Source organism: Marinobacterium ramblicola (assembly GCF_019084545.1).
In the GTDB taxonomy this organism is placed as follows: Bacteria; Pseudomonadota; Gammaproteobacteria; order Pseudomonadales; family Balneatricaceae; genus Marinobacterium_D; species Marinobacterium_D ramblicola.
The window spans coordinates 25,328-39,325 of record NZ_JAHREP010000003.1 but is presented as its reverse complement, the minus strand read 5'-3'; the positions used below and the strand labels follow the sequence as shown (position 1 = coordinate 39,325).

At 61.4% G+C, this 13,998-nt stretch carries 11 protein-coding genes; all 11 read left to right on the top strand.

All coding sequences use genetic code 11. The features are described from left to right. The first annotated feature begins 13 nt into the window (after nucleotides 1-13). The 11 genes from purH to KQ940_RS02510 all read left to right on the top strand — a co-directional run bounded on the left by purH (nucleotide 14) and on the right by KQ940_RS02510 (nucleotide 13,967). Nucleotides 14-1,597, top strand: coding sequence for a bifunctional phosphoribosylaminoimidazolecarboxamide formyltransferase/IMP cyclohydrolase (purH, locus tag KQ940_RS02560; protein ID WP_217411393.1), 1,584 nt, complete (start codon nucleotides 14-16; stop codon nucleotides 1,595-1,597). Between the two features lie 16 nt (nucleotides 1,598-1,613). After that, the gene (gene purD / locus KQ940_RS02555) at nucleotides 1,614-2,903 is read left to right on the top strand and encodes a phosphoribosylamine--glycine ligase (protein ID WP_217411391.1); all 1,290 of its coding nucleotides are present in this window, start codon (nucleotides 1,614-1,616) and stop codon (nucleotides 2,901-2,903) included. Between the two features lie 92 nt (nucleotides 2,904-2,995). Then, nucleotides 2,996-3,610, top strand: a complete 615-nt coding sequence (locus KQ940_RS02550; RefSeq protein WP_217411389.1) for a LysE family transporter — start codon at nucleotides 2,996-2,998, stop codon at nucleotides 3,608-3,610. A 34-nt stretch (nucleotides 3,611-3,644) separates the two neighbouring features. Beyond that, a complete protein-coding gene (locus KQ940_RS02545) occupies nucleotides 3,645-4,463 on the top strand; it encodes a tetratricopeptide repeat protein (RefSeq protein ID WP_217411387.1) in 819 nt (272 codons plus the stop codon). Between the two features lie 275 nt (nucleotides 4,464-4,738). Beyond that, nucleotides 4,739-5,785 (top strand): Leu/Phe/Val dehydrogenase, encoded by a 1,047-nt coding sequence (locus KQ940_RS02540; protein WP_217411385.1) that lies wholly within the window; start codon nucleotides 4,739-4,741, stop codon nucleotides 5,783-5,785. Between the two features lie 32 nt (nucleotides 5,786-5,817). Next, complete coding sequence (gene pdhA / locus KQ940_RS02535) at nucleotides 5,818-6,897, top strand: pyruvate dehydrogenase (acetyl-transferring) E1 component subunit alpha (protein ID WP_217411383.1); 1,080 nt, start codon at nucleotides 5,818-5,820, stop codon at nucleotides 6,895-6,897. After that, entirely contained in the window at nucleotides 6,894-7,910 is a 1,017-nt protein-coding gene (locus tag KQ940_RS02530; protein ID WP_217411381.1) for an alpha-ketoacid dehydrogenase subunit beta, read from the top strand. The genes pdhA and KQ940_RS02530 overlap by 4 nt, the downstream gene beginning before the upstream one ends. After that, nucleotides 7,879-8,988, top strand: a complete 1,110-nt coding sequence (locus tag KQ940_RS02525) for a dihydrolipoamide acetyltransferase family protein (RefSeq protein ID WP_217411379.1) — start codon at nucleotides 7,879-7,881, stop codon at nucleotides 8,986-8,988. The genes KQ940_RS02530 and KQ940_RS02525 overlap by 32 nt, the downstream gene beginning before the upstream one ends. A gap of 181 nt (nucleotides 8,989-9,169) precedes the next feature. After that, nucleotides 9,170-11,092 (top strand): PrkA family serine protein kinase, encoded by a 1,923-nt coding sequence (locus KQ940_RS02520; RefSeq protein ID WP_217411377.1) that lies wholly within the window; start codon nucleotides 9,170-9,172, stop codon nucleotides 11,090-11,092. A gap of 65 nt (nucleotides 11,093-11,157) precedes the next feature. Further along, nucleotides 11,158-12,444, top strand: a complete 1,287-nt coding sequence (locus tag KQ940_RS02515) for a YeaH/YhbH family protein (RefSeq protein ID WP_217411374.1) — start codon at nucleotides 11,158-11,160, stop codon at nucleotides 12,442-12,444. Then, nucleotides 12,441-13,967, top strand: coding sequence for a SpoVR family protein (locus KQ940_RS02510; RefSeq protein ID WP_217411372.1), 1,527 nt, complete (start codon nucleotides 12,441-12,443; stop codon nucleotides 13,965-13,967). The genes KQ940_RS02515 and KQ940_RS02510 overlap by 4 nt, the downstream gene beginning before the upstream one ends. The last annotated feature ends 31 nt before the right edge of the window (nucleotides 13,968-13,998 follow it).

Below are 13,998 nucleotides of genomic sequence, written 5' to 3'. Positions count from 1 at the left end.
CGAACCCGAGAATATGTCTGAGCAGAACACAACCCCCATTCGCCGCGCGCTGATCAGCGTGTCGGACAAAACCGGTATCGTAGACTTCGCCCGTGCACTGAACGCGCGCGGCGTCGAGATCCTCTCCACCGGAGGCACCTTCAAGCTGCTGCGCGAGAGCGATATCCCGGCCACCGAAGTGTCCGACTACACCGGTTTCCCGGAGATGATGGCAGGCCGCGTCAAAACGCTGCACCCGAAGGTTCACGGTGGCATCCTCGGCCGCCGCGGCACCGACGATGCGGTGATGGCGGAGCACGGCATCGATCCCATCGATATGGTCGTGGTCAACCTCTACCCCTTCGCTCAGACTATCGCCCGCCCGGACTGCGACCTGCCGATGGCGATCGAGAACATCGATATCGGCGGCCCGACCATGGTGCGTTCGGCAGCCAAAAACCATAAGGATGTGGCGATTGTCGTCAACGCCAGCAGCTATGAGCCGATCCTCAAGGAGCTCGAGCGCGACGGCGGCCTCAGCCTGAAGACCCGTTTCGATCTAGCGGTACAGGCGTTCGAACACACCGCCGCCTACGACGGTATGATCGCCAACTACCTCGGCGCTGTCATCGAGGGCGACGAGGAGGTCCCGGCCGACTTCCCGCGCACCTTCAATACCCAGTTCATCAAGGCGCAGGATATGCGCTACGGCGAAAACCCGCACCAGCGCGCGGCGTTCTACGTCGAAGCGAACCCGTCAGAGCCGAGCGTTTCCACCGCTCGTCAGCTGCAGGGCAAGGCGCTCTCTTACAACAACGTGGCCGACACCGACGCGGCGCTGGAGTGCGTCAAGCCGTTCCAGGAACCGGCCTGCGTCATCGTCAAGCATGCCAACCCCTGCGGCGTGGCGATCGGCAACGACATTCTGGAGGCCTATAACCGTGCCTTCCAGACCGACCCCACCTCCGCATTCGGCGGCATCATCGCGTTCAACCGTGAGCTGGACGGCGAGACCGCCAAGGTGATCGTCGAGCGTCAGTTCGTCGAGGTGATCATCGCCCCGAAGGTGACCCAGGAAGCCTCCGACATCGTCGCCGGCAAGCCCAATGTACGCCTGCTCGAATGCGGCGAGTGGGACAACCAGCGCGCCAAGGGGTTCGACTACAAGCGCGTCAACGGCGGCCTGCTGGTACAGGATCGCGATCTGGGCATGGTCGACGCCTCCCAGCTCAAGATCGTCAGCAAGAAGCAGCCGAGCGAGCAGGAGATCCGCGATCTGCTGTTCTGCTGGGAAGTGGCAAAGTTCGTCAAATCCAACGCCATCGTCTACGCCAAGAACGGCCAGACCATCGGCATCGGCGCCGGCCAGATGAGCCGTGTCTACTCCGCCAAGATCGCCGGCATCAAGGCCGCTGACGAAGGGCTGGAGGTGAAAGGCTCGGTGATGGCCTCCGACGCCTTCTTCCCGTTCCGCGATGGTATCGACGCCGCTGCCGCCGCCGGTATCAGCGCGGTGATTCAGCCGGGCGGTTCCATGCGCGATCAGGAGGTGATCGACGCCGCCGACGAGCACGGCCTGGCGATGGTGTTCACCGGCATGCGCCACTTCCGTCACTGATACAGGGATAGACCGGATGAAAATTCTCGTAATCGGTTCCGGCGGGCGCGAACACGCGCTGGCCTGGGCCGCCGCCCGTGATCAGGCGGTGGAGTGCGTCTATGTAGCGCCCGGCAACGCCGCCACCGCACAGGAACCCAAGCTGCAGAACGTCGATATCGATGTACTGGCACTGGATCAACTCGCCGCGTTCGCCAAGGACAATGCCATCGACCTGACCATCGTCGGTCCCGAGGCGCCGCTGGTGGCCGGTATCGTCGACAAGTTCAACGCAGAGGGTCTGCGCGTGTTCGGCCCCAGCGCCGGTGCCGCTCAGCTGGAGGGTTCCAAGGCGTTCACCAAGGACTTCCTGGCCCGCCACGCCATTCCCACTGCCGAGTACCAGAACTTCACCGACATGGACGCCGCGCTGGCCTATGTGCGCGAGAAGGGCGCTCCGATCGTGATCAAGGCCGACGGCCTGGCCGCCGGCAAGGGCGTGATCGTGGCGATGACATTGGAAGAAGCGGAAGAGGCGATCCGCGACATGCTCGCGGGCAACGCCTTCGGCGACGCCGGTCACCGCGTCGTGGTGGAGGAGTTCCTCGATGGCGAGGAGGCCTCCTTCATCGTCATGGTCGACGGCGAGCATGTACTGCCGATGGCCACCAGCCAGGACCATAAGCGGGTCGGCGATGGCGACACCGGCCCCAATACCGGCGGCATGGGTGCCTACTCTCCGGCTCCGGTGGTCACTCAGGCGATCCACGACCGTGCCATGAACGAGGTGATCCTGCCCACCGTTCGCGGCATGGCGGCCGAAGGCAACGAGTACACCGGCTTCCTCTACGCGGGGCTGATGATCATGGCCGACGGCACACCCAAGGTGATCGAGTACAACTGCCGCTTCGGCGACCCGGAAACCCAGCCGATCATGCTGCGCCTCAAGTCCAGCCTGGTGGAGCTGTGCAACGCCGCGCTCGACAAACGCCTGGACCAGGTAAAAGCGGACTGGGATCCGCGTCCCTCGGTGGGCGTGGTGATGGCCGCCGGCGGTTACCCCGGTGACTACGCCAAGGGCGACGAGATCAACCTGCCGAGCGAATGCCCGGCCGACAGCAAGATCTTCCATGCCGGCACCAAGCTGGTGGACGGCAAGGTGGTCACCGCCGGCGGCCGTGTGCTTTGCGCTACCGCGCTGGGCGAGAGCGTTACCGAAGCGCAGCAGCGCGCCTATGAACTGGTCGACCTGATCAGCTGGAAGGATGCCTACTACCGCACCGATATCGCCTACCGCGCCATCGCCCGCGAGAAAGCTGACCAGTAAGACAAAATCACTCGATTGTGCTACAACAGCAGCCGCCTTCGGGCGGCTGTTATCGTTTATGAAAGAAACTCATCTATGAAAGGAAGTCATCGATGTCGCTAGAGCTCTGGCTGGCGCTGTTCAGCGCCGCCATCCTGATCAGTTTATCGCCCGGGGCCGGAGCGGCCACCGCGATGAGCTATGGGCTCAACCACGGTGTCCGCGGCGCGGCCCCCGCAGTCGCGGGGTTGATCGCCGGCTATGGCACCCAACTCCTGGTCGTTGCCGTGGGTCTGGGGGGCGTGGTCACGGCTTCCCCCAGCCTGTTTATGGCCATTAAATGGATAGGTGCCGGCTACCTGATCTGGCTGGGTATTACGCTCTGGCGCTCACACACCGGACTCAAGCTCGGTCTGAGCAGCAGTACCGGCAAGCGCCAGCGTTTCATCAGTGCCTATTTGGTCAACATCACCAACCCCAAGGGGATCATCTTTCTGATCGCACTGGTGCCCCAGTTCATGGATCCGACCCTGCCCAGACTGCCGCAACTGCTGGTGATCGCCATCACGCTGCTGATCGTCGACTGGAGCGTGATGACCGGTTACAGCGGCCTGGCATCGCGCCTGCGCTACCTGATGCAGAGCCCGAAAGCGGTGCGTTGGCAAAACCGGCTCTCCGGCACTGCCCTGATACTCGCAGGTCTGGTACTCTCCACAGCTACACTCTGAGTCGCATCCGGTTAGGGAGAGGGAGATTCGTATCATGTGGTTTAGCGGCGGTTTTTCAGGACAGTTCACGCGCACCCTGCCCGGCCTGTTGCTGATCCTGACTCTCAACGGCTGCAGCGTGTTTCAGGACACCCCGAGCGAAACCGATAACGACTCCGACAACTACTGTCTGAGCGCTGGCAAAGGCCAATCCTACGACTGCGATAACCCAACTGTTTTGCCTTATACAGGGCCATTGCGAATCCGCGATCTGCCGATCGACGACGAAACCCTGTACGCCCGTGTCGAAGAGATCAAGCAATGGCTGGCTCAGCAGCGCGCCATTCTCTCGGGCGAGCCACTGGAGCACCCGCCAGCAGGGGGCGACTCTACCCTGATACCACCCGCGCCCGAAGCGCTGGCTGCAGCGACCGACATCAGCAATCCGGAGGAGACCCTGGCCGCCGCGCTGGCGCTCACCGAACGCGGCGACTACGAGACCGCCCTATCGCTGATCGACGAGTATAAAACCCTTAATCCGGACGATCTCTCCGCCTCATTGATCGAGTCCCGCATCCTGTTGCAGAGCGGGCAGCTGCAGAGCGCCGAGCAGCTGCTGCGCTGGAAGATCAAGCAAAATCCGCAGATCCCGGAACTGTACAATAACCTGGCGGCGGTCCAGGCAGCCAACGGCAAGGTGGGGGAAGCGATCACCACCCTGCAGCAGGCTTTCGCCACCGATCCGAGTTTCGCCCGCATCCAGCAGAACCTTAAGACCCTTTACACTACCTCCGCCAATCAGGCACTGATGCCCGATCTGGCACCGGTGCCGCCGAAGCTGAACCTGATCGACCTGGTTCCCGAACGAAACTAGGAATGTAGCCAAGTCGTAACATTTTTTTTCATCTTGGCTGCACCGCACAACGGCGCCAGCGGAAAACCTCGCCTCCCCCATAGCAGTAGTCGACAGGGCTCTTTTAACGCACCTGCACAACGGCAGAGCGGTGCTCATAAATAGTGCGCCCGCGCGCTGAACTTTACCCAACTCTGTGCTATCCAGAAGATAAACGAGCAGCCGGTTTACCCACCGGCCTCGCACATTTGGCTCAACCGTTTTCCCTGATCTAAACCGCTACGGAGGATCCCGTCATGTTCAGACAGCTGGAAGACGCAGGCCTGACCGACATCCATATCGGCCTGGACGCTGCGACCGGGATGCGCGCCATCGTCGCCATCCATTCCACTGCCCGCGGCCCCGCCATCGGTGGCTGCCGCTTCCTACACTACGCCAACGAGCAGGAGGCGTTGACCGACGTCATCCGCCTGGCGCGTGGCATGAGCTACAAGGCAGCCCTGGCCGACCTGCCTCACGGTGGCGGTAAGGCGGTGCTGATCCGTCCCGACCGGCCGTTCGACCGCAGGGCACTGATGCAGGCGTTCGGGCGTTTCGTCGACACGCTGGGCGGGCGTTACATCACGGCGGTGGATAGCGGCAGCGAAGTCAGCGACATGGATATAATCGCGCAAGAGACCCGCTGGGTCAGTTGCACCAGCCAGAGCGGCGACCCCTCGCCCTATACCGCGATCGGCGTGTTCAGCGGCATCCAGGCCTTCGTCAGGGTCGGGATGGGACGGCAGACACTCAGCGGTCTGCGGGTGGCGTTGCAGGGTCTGGGTCATGTCGGCATGGACCTCGCGGGCAAGCTACACGCGGCCGGTGCGCAACTGGTGGTCAGCGACCTGGAGCAAGCTAATCTGGATGCAGCGGTACGTGAGTTCAACGCCAGGGTGGTCGAGCCCGACGCCATCTACTCGGTTGACTGCGATATCTTCTGCCCCTGCGGCCTCGGTGCCATCCTGAATGAACACACCATCCCTCGCTTGCGCTGCAAGATTGTCGCCGGCAGTGCCAACAACCAGCTGGCCTGCGAGGAGGACGGTGAGCGTTTGCGAGAGCGCGGCATCCTCTATGCGCCGGACTACATTATCAACTCCGGCGGTCTGATCCAGGTGGCGATGCAGCACGCCGGCGCCCCCGAGCAGGCGATCATCGACAAGATCCTCGGTATGGGTGCCACACTGGAACGACTACTGGAAGATGCACTCCGGCTCAATCTGCCGATCGAGAAACTGGCCGACCGCTTGGCAGAGCAGCGCCTGCATGGACGCCATGCGTCACAACACCATGCGGCCTGATCGGGTCCGCATTGGAATAAAGGAGGTACAGCATGCGTGAAACCGTGTTCAAAACCGAGATCGGTCTGACCCACTACCTCAGTGCGGATGGCGAGCCGCTGGGCGAGCTGCCCGGCTGGAGTCATGAGCCGGAGCCGCTGACCGGTTACTACCGCTGGATGGTGCTGGCCCGTCAGTTCGACCAGAAAGCGGTCGCACTGCAGCGCACCGGGCAGCTCGGTACCTATGCATCCTCACTGGGCGCGGAGGCGATCGATGTGGTCACCGGCCACCTGATGACACCAGAGGATATCCTGGTGCCCTACTATCGCGACCATATCCTGCAGATGATCCGCGGCACGCCGATGTGTGACCTGCTGCTCTACTGGGGCGGTGATGAACGCGGCAACGCCAGCCCGGGCATGGGGCGGGACCTGCCCAATGCAGTGCCGATCGCGACCCAGACACTGCATGCCGCCGGTGTCGCCGCAGCACTGAAATACCGCCATCAGCCCCATGCCACGGTCTGCCTGTGCGGCGACGGCGCCACTTCCAAGGGTGACTTTGCCGAAGCGTTGAACCTGGCCGGGGTCTGGCACCTGCCGCTGGTGATGATCGTCAACAACAACCAGTGGGCGATCTCGGTGCCGCGCCATCTGCAGTGCGCCGCGCCCACCCTGGCCCAGAAGGCAATCGCTGCCGGAGTCCCGGCGGAACAGGTCGATGGCAACGACCCGATCGCCCTGCACGAGGTGGTCGAGTACGCCCTGCAGCGCGCCCGCGCCGGCAAGGGGCCGACACTGATCGAGGCGCTCAGCTATCGCCTTAGCGATCACACCACCGCGGACGACGCCAGCCGCTACCGGGGCCCCGACCAACTCAAGGAGGCCTGGCGGAAAGAGCCGTTACGCCGCCTGCGCCAGTATCTGGTCAACCTGGGGTACTGGGACGAATCCCGTGAACGCCAGTGCCTGGACGAGGCACAACAGCAGGTGCAGCGCGCCGTCGAGGAGTACCTGTCCACACCGCCGGAGCCGGTCGAGAGCATGTTCCAATACCTCTATGCGGAGATGCCCGACCAGCTGCGCGATCAGATCGAGATGGCCCGCGTGCGCGGAGGAGGTGACCTATGAACGAATCGATCTGTCTGCTCGAAGCGGTCAATCTGGCGTTGGCACGAGCACTGGAGGACGATCCTGAGGTGATCCTGTTCGGCGAGGATATAGGTCACAACGGCGGCGTGTTCCGCGCCACCGACGGGCTGGCGAAGCGTTTCGGCGCGCACCGGGTCGTCGACACCCCGCTGGCCGAGAACATGATCGCCGGTACCGCCGTCGGCATGGCCTCCCAGGGGCTGCGCCCGGTGGTCGAGATTCAGTTCATGGGGTTCATCTTTCCGGCCCTTGAACAGCTGATCTCCCACGCGGCGCGCCTGCACCACCGCACCCGCGGCCGCCTCAGCTGCCCGATGGTGCTGCGTGCACCCTACGGTGGCGGTATCCATGCGCCGGAGCACCACTCGGAGAGCACCGAAGCGCTGCTGGCCCATATCCCCGGTCTGCGAGTGCTGATCCCCTCCTCCCCGGCGCGCGCCTACGGCATGCTGCTCGGTGCTATCCGCTGCGACGATCCGGTGATCTTCCTCGAACCCAAGCGTATCTACCGCGCCAGTAAAACCCTGGTCGAAGACAGCGGCGCCGCGCTGCCGATCGATCGCTGCTTCACCCTGCGTGAAGGGGCGGCCCTGTCGCTGATCAGCTATGGCGCGATGATTCCGGAGTGCCTGGCAGCGGCAGACAACCTGGCCGAACGTGGCATCGACTGCGAGGTGATCGATGTCGCCAGTCTCAACCCGATCGATTACGACACCCTGCTCGCTTCGGTAAGCAAAACCGGTCGTGCCGTCATCGTGCACGAAGCCCCGGGCAAGGGCGGCGTGGGCGCCGATATCTCGGCGGTACTCAACGAGCAGCTCTGGGGCCAGATGCGCGCCCCGGTGATGCGAGTCACCGGATTGGATACCGTGATGCCCTACTACCGTAACGAGCAGCACTACCTGCCGGGTGTCAGCGACATATTGGATGCTGTGGATAAATCACTGGAGGCTGGCCGCAATGAGATACTTCAAGCTACCGGATCTGGGTGAGGGTTTGCCCGAAGCGGAGATCCTCGAATGGCACGTCAAGGAGGGGGATCAGGTCAAGGTTGACCAGATACTGCTGTCGGTGGAGACCGCGAAAGCGATCATTGAGGTGCCTTCGCCCCAGAATGGCACAATCGAGCACCTTTTCGGTGCGCCGGGCGATACCATCCACACCGGGGAGCCGCTGCTTGAGTTCGCCGGAGAAAAGGATCAGGACAGCGGTACCGTCGTCGGCGAGTTGAAACAGCAGACTACGGCGGTCAACCCGGCGGGCGAACAGTTTTTCATCGGCGCCTCACCCAGCAGCCGCGAGTACCGCGACCGCCATATCAGCCCTGCCGCCAGGGCCTTGGCCCAGCGCCTGGATATCGATGTCAACACCGTGCCACAGCGCAACGGTCGTGTCACCGCACAGGAGGTGGAAGCTGCCGCCGACAGGGCGCAACGCCTCGGGCCGTTCGAGCCACTGCGCGGCGTACGCAAACAGATGGCCCGCACCCTGGCCAGCGCCTGGGAACAGGTGGTGGCAGTCACCATTCACGACGACGCCGATATCGAGCACTGGCCCGCCGGTACCGATATCACGCTCAGGCTGATCGATGCGTTGGCCCATGCCTGTCAGCACGAACCCTCGCTGAACGTCTGGTTCGACGGCGATCGCCTGGCGGTGCGCCGACATCCACAGCTGGATCTGGGGGTGGCGGTGGACACCGAACAGGGTCTGTTCGTACCGGTGCTGCGTAACGTCGGCGGCCGCAGCGCGGAAGATCTGCGCGCCGGGCTGGATCGGCTGCGGGAGGATGTGCGCAACCGCTCCATCCCGCCGGCAGAGATGCTCGGTGCAACCCTGACCCTGAGCAATTTCGGCATGTTTGGCGGCCGCTACGCGACCCCCACTGTCGTACCGCCCCAAGTCGCGATTCTGGGTGCCGGCAAGATCATGACTGAAGCGGTTGTTTTTGAAGGCAAAATACAGCCAAGGCGGCGACTGCCGCTGTCTCTGACCTTCGATCATCGTGCCGCAACAGGAGCTGAAGCGGCACATTTCATGCAGCTTGTCGTAACAAGGCTGCAAGATTAGCCCGATTCCCTCCCCGCAACCTAAGCATAAGGAGATTGTCAAAGAAGTTGTAAAACGGCCATTCCCAGGCACGAGCTTTGGACTACACTGAAACAGGAAGGCGGCGTAGTACGCAGCGACAACAACTTTTAAATCAGGTTGTTAAGCGAACATCCAGCGTCCGAGTACAGGAAGGTGAGCAATGAGTATCTTTGACCATTACAAAGCGCGTTATGAATCGATCCAGCAGGAGGAGATGAGCCTGCAGGAGTTCCTCAGCCTGTGCAAGGAGGATCCTATCGCGTACGCCAATTCTGCCGAGCGTATGCTCAAGGCGATTGGCGAGCCGGAACTGGTCGATACCTCGATGGAACCTCGAATGAGCCGTATCTTCTCCAACAAGGTGATCAAACGCTACCCGGCCTTCAGCGAGTTTTACGGCATGGAGGAGGCGATCGAAGCGATCGTGTCCTACTTCCGCCACGCCGCACAGGGCCTGGAAGAGAAGAAACAGATCCTCTATCTGCTCGGTCCGGTTGGCGGTGGTAAGTCCTCCCTGGCCGAACGGCTGAAAGCGCTGATGCAACATATCCCCTTCTACGCGATCAAGGGCTCGCCGGTGTTCGAATCCCCGTTGGGGCTGTTCAACCCGAAGGAGGATGCCGAAATTCTCGAGCAGGAGTATGGCATCCCTGCCCGCTACCTGCGCGGCATCATGTCGCCCTGGGCGGTCAAGCGGCTGCATGAATATGGTGGCGATATCACCCAGTTCCGCGTAGTCAAGCTCTATCCGTCGATCCTGAATCAGATCGCGATCTCCAAGACCGAACCGGGCGACGAGAACAACCAGGATATCTCCAGCCTGGTCGGTAAGGTGGATATACGTAAGCTCGAGGAGTATCCACAGCACGATCCGGATGCCTACAGCTTCTCCGGAGCCCTGTGCCGTGCCAACCAGGGCTTGATGGAGTTCGTCGAGATGTTCAAGGCACCGATCAAGGTGCTGCATCCTCTGCTCACGGCAACTCAGGAGGGCAACTACAACAGTACCGAGGGGATGGGCGCGATCCCTTACGACGGCATCATCCTGGCCCACTCCAACGAGTCCGAGTGGCAGACGTTCAAGAACAACAAGACCAACGAGGCGTTCATCGACCGCGTCTATATCGTCAAGGTGCCCTACTGCACCCGGGTCACCGAAGAGATCCATATCTACGAAAAACTGCTCGAGAACAGCTCCCTGAAGGAAGCCCCCTGCGCACCGGACACCCTGAACATGCTGGCCCAGTTCACCGTGCTGTCACGTCTGAAGGTGCCGGAAAACTCCAACGTCTACTCCAAGATGCGCGTTTATGACGGCGAAAATCTGAAGGATACCGACCCGAAAGCCAAGTCGATGCAGGAGTACAAGGACGCGGCGGGCGTAGACGAGGGGATGGAGGGCCTGTCCACCCGCTTCGCGTTCAAGATCCTGTCCAAGGTGTTCAACTTCGACGCCGCCGAGATCGCGGCCAACCCGGTTCACCTGCTCTACGTGCTGGAGCGCGAGATCGGCCAGCAGCAGTTCCAAAGCGAGGTGCAGGAGCGCTATCTGGGCTATTTGAAGGAGTACATTGCGCCGAAATATATCGATTTCCTCGGCAAGGAGATCCAGACCGCTTACCTGGAGTCCTACTCCGAGTATGGCCAGAACATCTTCGACCGCTACGTCACCTACGCCGACTTCTGGATTCAGGATCAGGAGTATCGCGATCCGGAGACCGGCGACATTCTCGACCGCCAGGCGATCAACGAAGAGCTGGAGAAGATCGAAAAACCGGCCGGAATCAGCAACCCGAAAGACTTCCGCCACGAGATCGTCAACTTCGTACTGCGTGCCCGCGCCAGCAACATGGGCAAGAATCCGAAATGGAGCAGCTACGAGAAGATGCGCACCGTGATCGAGAAGAAGATGTTCGCCAATACCGAGGATCTGCTGCCGGTAATCTCGTTCAATCCGAAGGCATCCTCCGACGAACAGAAGAAACATGGCGAGTTTGTGAAACGGATGATCCAACGCGGCTACACCGAGAAGCAGGTACGCCTGCTCTCCGAATGGTATATCCGCGTGCGTAAGTCCCAGTAAGCAGCAACACAGGTGTCCGCCGGGCTTCAGGCCCGGCGCTGTCACCGACCTTGGGAGTCTTCGGTATGAGCTACATCATAGACCGCCGCCTGAACGCCAAGAAGAAAAGCACCGTCAACCGGCAGCGCTTTCTTCGTCGCTACAAGCAGCACATCAAGCGTGCTGTGGAGGAGGCCATCCATGACCGCTCGATCTCCGATATCGAGCGCGGCGGAGAGGTCACCATCCCCCGCCGCGACATCTCGGAGCCGATCTTCCACCACGGCAAGGGCGGGAGGAACACCCGCATCTACCCCGGCAACAAGGAGTTCATCACCGGCGATGAGTTCCAGCGCCCGCAAGGCGGTGGCGGTGGCGGCTCGGGCCAGGGCAAGGCCAGTAATCAGGGCGAGGGGGAGGATAACTTCACCTTCACCATCAGTCAGGACGAGTTCCTTGACTTCATGTTCGAGGATCTGGAGCTGCCCTACCTGGTGCGCAAGCAGCTGAAGGACGCCACCTCGTTCGAAACCCGGCGCGCCGGTTTCAGTACCAGCGGCTCACCGGAGAAACTGCATATCGTCCGCTCCCTGCGTGCCGCTCACGCACGTCGTATCGCGCTCGGCGGTGAGGAGCGCAAGGAGATCCGCGAGCTGCGCAAGCAGCTGTGGGCGCTGGAGGCACTGCCGGCAGCCGAGGCGCCGAAGGAGGAGATGCAGGCACTGCGGGACAAGATCGCCGAGCTGGATAAGAAGGCGCGTCGCCTGCCCTTCATCGACGATTTCGACCTGCGCTACAACAACCTGATCCGCGTCCCCGTGCCCTCAAGCAAGGCGGTGATGTTCTGCGTCATGGACGTCTCCGGTTCGATGACCCAGTCGATCAAGGATATCGCCAAGCGCTTCTTCATCCTGCTTTACCTGTTCCTGGAGCGGAACTACAAGCAGATCGAGCTGGTGTTCGTGCGCCACCATACCCACGCCAAGGAAGTGGACGAGCAGGAGTTCTTCTACTCCCGGGAAACCGGCGGCACCATCGTCTCCAGCGCGCTGCAGCTGACCGCCGACATCATCGATGCCCGCTACTCGCCGGCAGACTGGAACATCTATGTCGCCCAGGCGTCGGACGGTGACAACTGGGATGGCGACTCGGCCACCTGCTCAGACCTGTTGATGAAGCGTATTTTGAAGAAGGTCCAGTACTTCGCCTATGTGGAGATCACCACCGGACCGCACCAGAATCTCTGGTACGAGTATGAGCAGGTGCACGACGCGTTTCCGGACGAGTTCGCCATGCAGCATATAACCGATGCCGGCGAGATCTATCCCGTTTTCCGCAAGCTGTTCGAGAAGCGAACGGAGGGTGCCGCATGAGCGCAACCAAGAAACGCCGTCCTATCTCCACGGGTTCGGAATGGACCTTCGACCTGATCGAAGAGTACGACCGCGAGATTGGTCGCGTCGCCAAGAACTTTGGCCTGGACACCTACCCCAACCAGATCGAGGTGATCACCTCCGAACAGATGATGGACGCCTACGCCTCCATCGGCATGCCGCTGAACTACAACCACTGGTCGTTCGGCAAGCAGTTCGTCGAAACCGAACAGAATTACAAACGCGGCCGCATGGGGCTGGCCTATGAGATCGTCATCAACTCCAACCCCTGTATCGCCTACCTGATGGAGGAGAACACCATCACCATGCAGGCGCTGGTAATTGCCCACGCCTGCTACGGCCACAACTCCTTCTTCAAGGGCAACTACCTGTTCCAGACCTGGACCGACGCCTCGGCGATCATCGATTACCTGCTGTTCGCGAAAAACTACATCAGCCAGTGTGAAGAGCGTTACGGCTTCGACGAGGTCGAGTCGCTGCTCGACTCCTGCCACGCGCTGATGAATTACGGCGTCAACCGCTACAAACGTCCACGTCCGCTAACCGCCACCGAGGAGCGCGAACGGCAGATGGCGCGCGAGGAGTATATCCAGCGCCACCTGAACGACCTGTGGAATACCATACCGCGCAAGGAGATCTCGCCCGAGGAGAAGGTGATCCGCTATCCGAAAGAGCCGGAGGAGAACCTGCTCTACTTCATCGAAAAGAACGCCCCGCTGCTTGAGCCCTGGCAGCGGGAGATCATCCGCATCGTGCGCAAGATTGCGCAATATTTTTATCCACAGAAACAGACCCAGGTGATGAACGAGGGCTGGGCCACCTTCTGGCACTACACCCTGCTGCATCAGCTGTACGATGAGGGGCTGGTCACCGACGGCTTCATGATGGAGTTCCTGCACTCCCACTCCAGCGTGATCTACCAGCCGCCGTTTGACAGCCCCTACTTCAGCGGCATCAACCCCTATACCCTGGGCTTCCACATGATGAGCGATATCCGTCGTATCTGCGAGAAGCCGACGGATGAGGACCGGGAGTGGTTCCCCGATATCGCCGGCAGCAACTGGATAGAGACCCTCGACAGGGCGATGCGCAACTACAAGGATGAGAGCTTTATCATGCAGTTCCTGTCGCCGCGTCTGATGCGCGAACTGCGCCTGTTCGCCATCCTGGATGACGCCGAGCGACCGACGCTAAGAGTCGATGCGATTCATGACGAGATGGGCTACCGCGCGCTGCGCGAACAGCTCTCGGCACAGTACAACCTGGGCAACCGCGAACCCAATATCCAGGTCTACAACGTCAATGTCCGCGGCGACCGCAGCCTGACACTGCGCCACTACATGCATAACAATCAGCCGCTGGGGGAATCCACGGATGAAGTGCTGAAGCATGTGCATCGGCTTTGGGGCTTCGACGTGCTGCTGGAGTCGGTGACACCGGACAACAAGGTGAGTCAGGCATATCACTGCCCACCCAAGGAGATCTCGATCGAGCTTGCTTGAGCGGGTGCAACAGCACTGGCTATACTGGGTG

Excerpts from the sequence above, each read along its gene's own strand:
- purH (WP_217411393.1), top strand. The coding sequence starts at position 14 with ATGTCTGAGCAGAACACAACCCCCATTCGCCGCGCGCTGATCAGCGTG.
- purD (WP_217411391.1), top strand. The coding sequence starts at position 1,614 with ATGAAAATTCTCGTAATCGGTTCCGGCGGGCGCGAACACGCGCTGGCC.
- KQ940_RS02550 (WP_217411389.1), top strand. The coding sequence starts at position 2,996 with ATGTCGCTAGAGCTCTGGCTGGCGCTGTTCAGCGCCGCCATCCTGATC.
- KQ940_RS02545 (WP_217411387.1), top strand. The coding sequence starts at position 3,645 with ATGTGGTTTAGCGGCGGTTTTTCAGGACAGTTCACGCGCACCCTGCCC.
- KQ940_RS02540 (WP_217411385.1), top strand. The coding sequence starts at position 4,739 with ATGTTCAGACAGCTGGAAGACGCAGGCCTGACCGACATCCATATCGGC.
- pdhA (WP_217411383.1), top strand. The coding sequence starts at position 5,818 with ATGCGTGAAACCGTGTTCAAAACCGAGATCGGTCTGACCCACTACCTC.
- KQ940_RS02530 (WP_217411381.1), top strand. The coding sequence starts at position 6,894 with ATGAACGAATCGATCTGTCTGCTCGAAGCGGTCAATCTGGCGTTGGCA.
- KQ940_RS02525 (WP_217411379.1), top strand. The coding sequence starts at position 7,879 with ATGAGATACTTCAAGCTACCGGATCTGGGTGAGGGTTTGCCCGAAGCG.
- KQ940_RS02520 (WP_217411377.1), top strand. The coding sequence starts at position 9,170 with ATGAGTATCTTTGACCATTACAAAGCGCGTTATGAATCGATCCAGCAG.
- KQ940_RS02515 (WP_217411374.1), top strand. The coding sequence starts at position 11,158 with ATGAGCTACATCATAGACCGCCGCCTGAACGCCAAGAAGAAAAGCACC.
- KQ940_RS02510 (WP_217411372.1), top strand. The coding sequence starts at position 12,441 with ATGAGCGCAACCAAGAAACGCCGTCCTATCTCCACGGGTTCGGAATGG.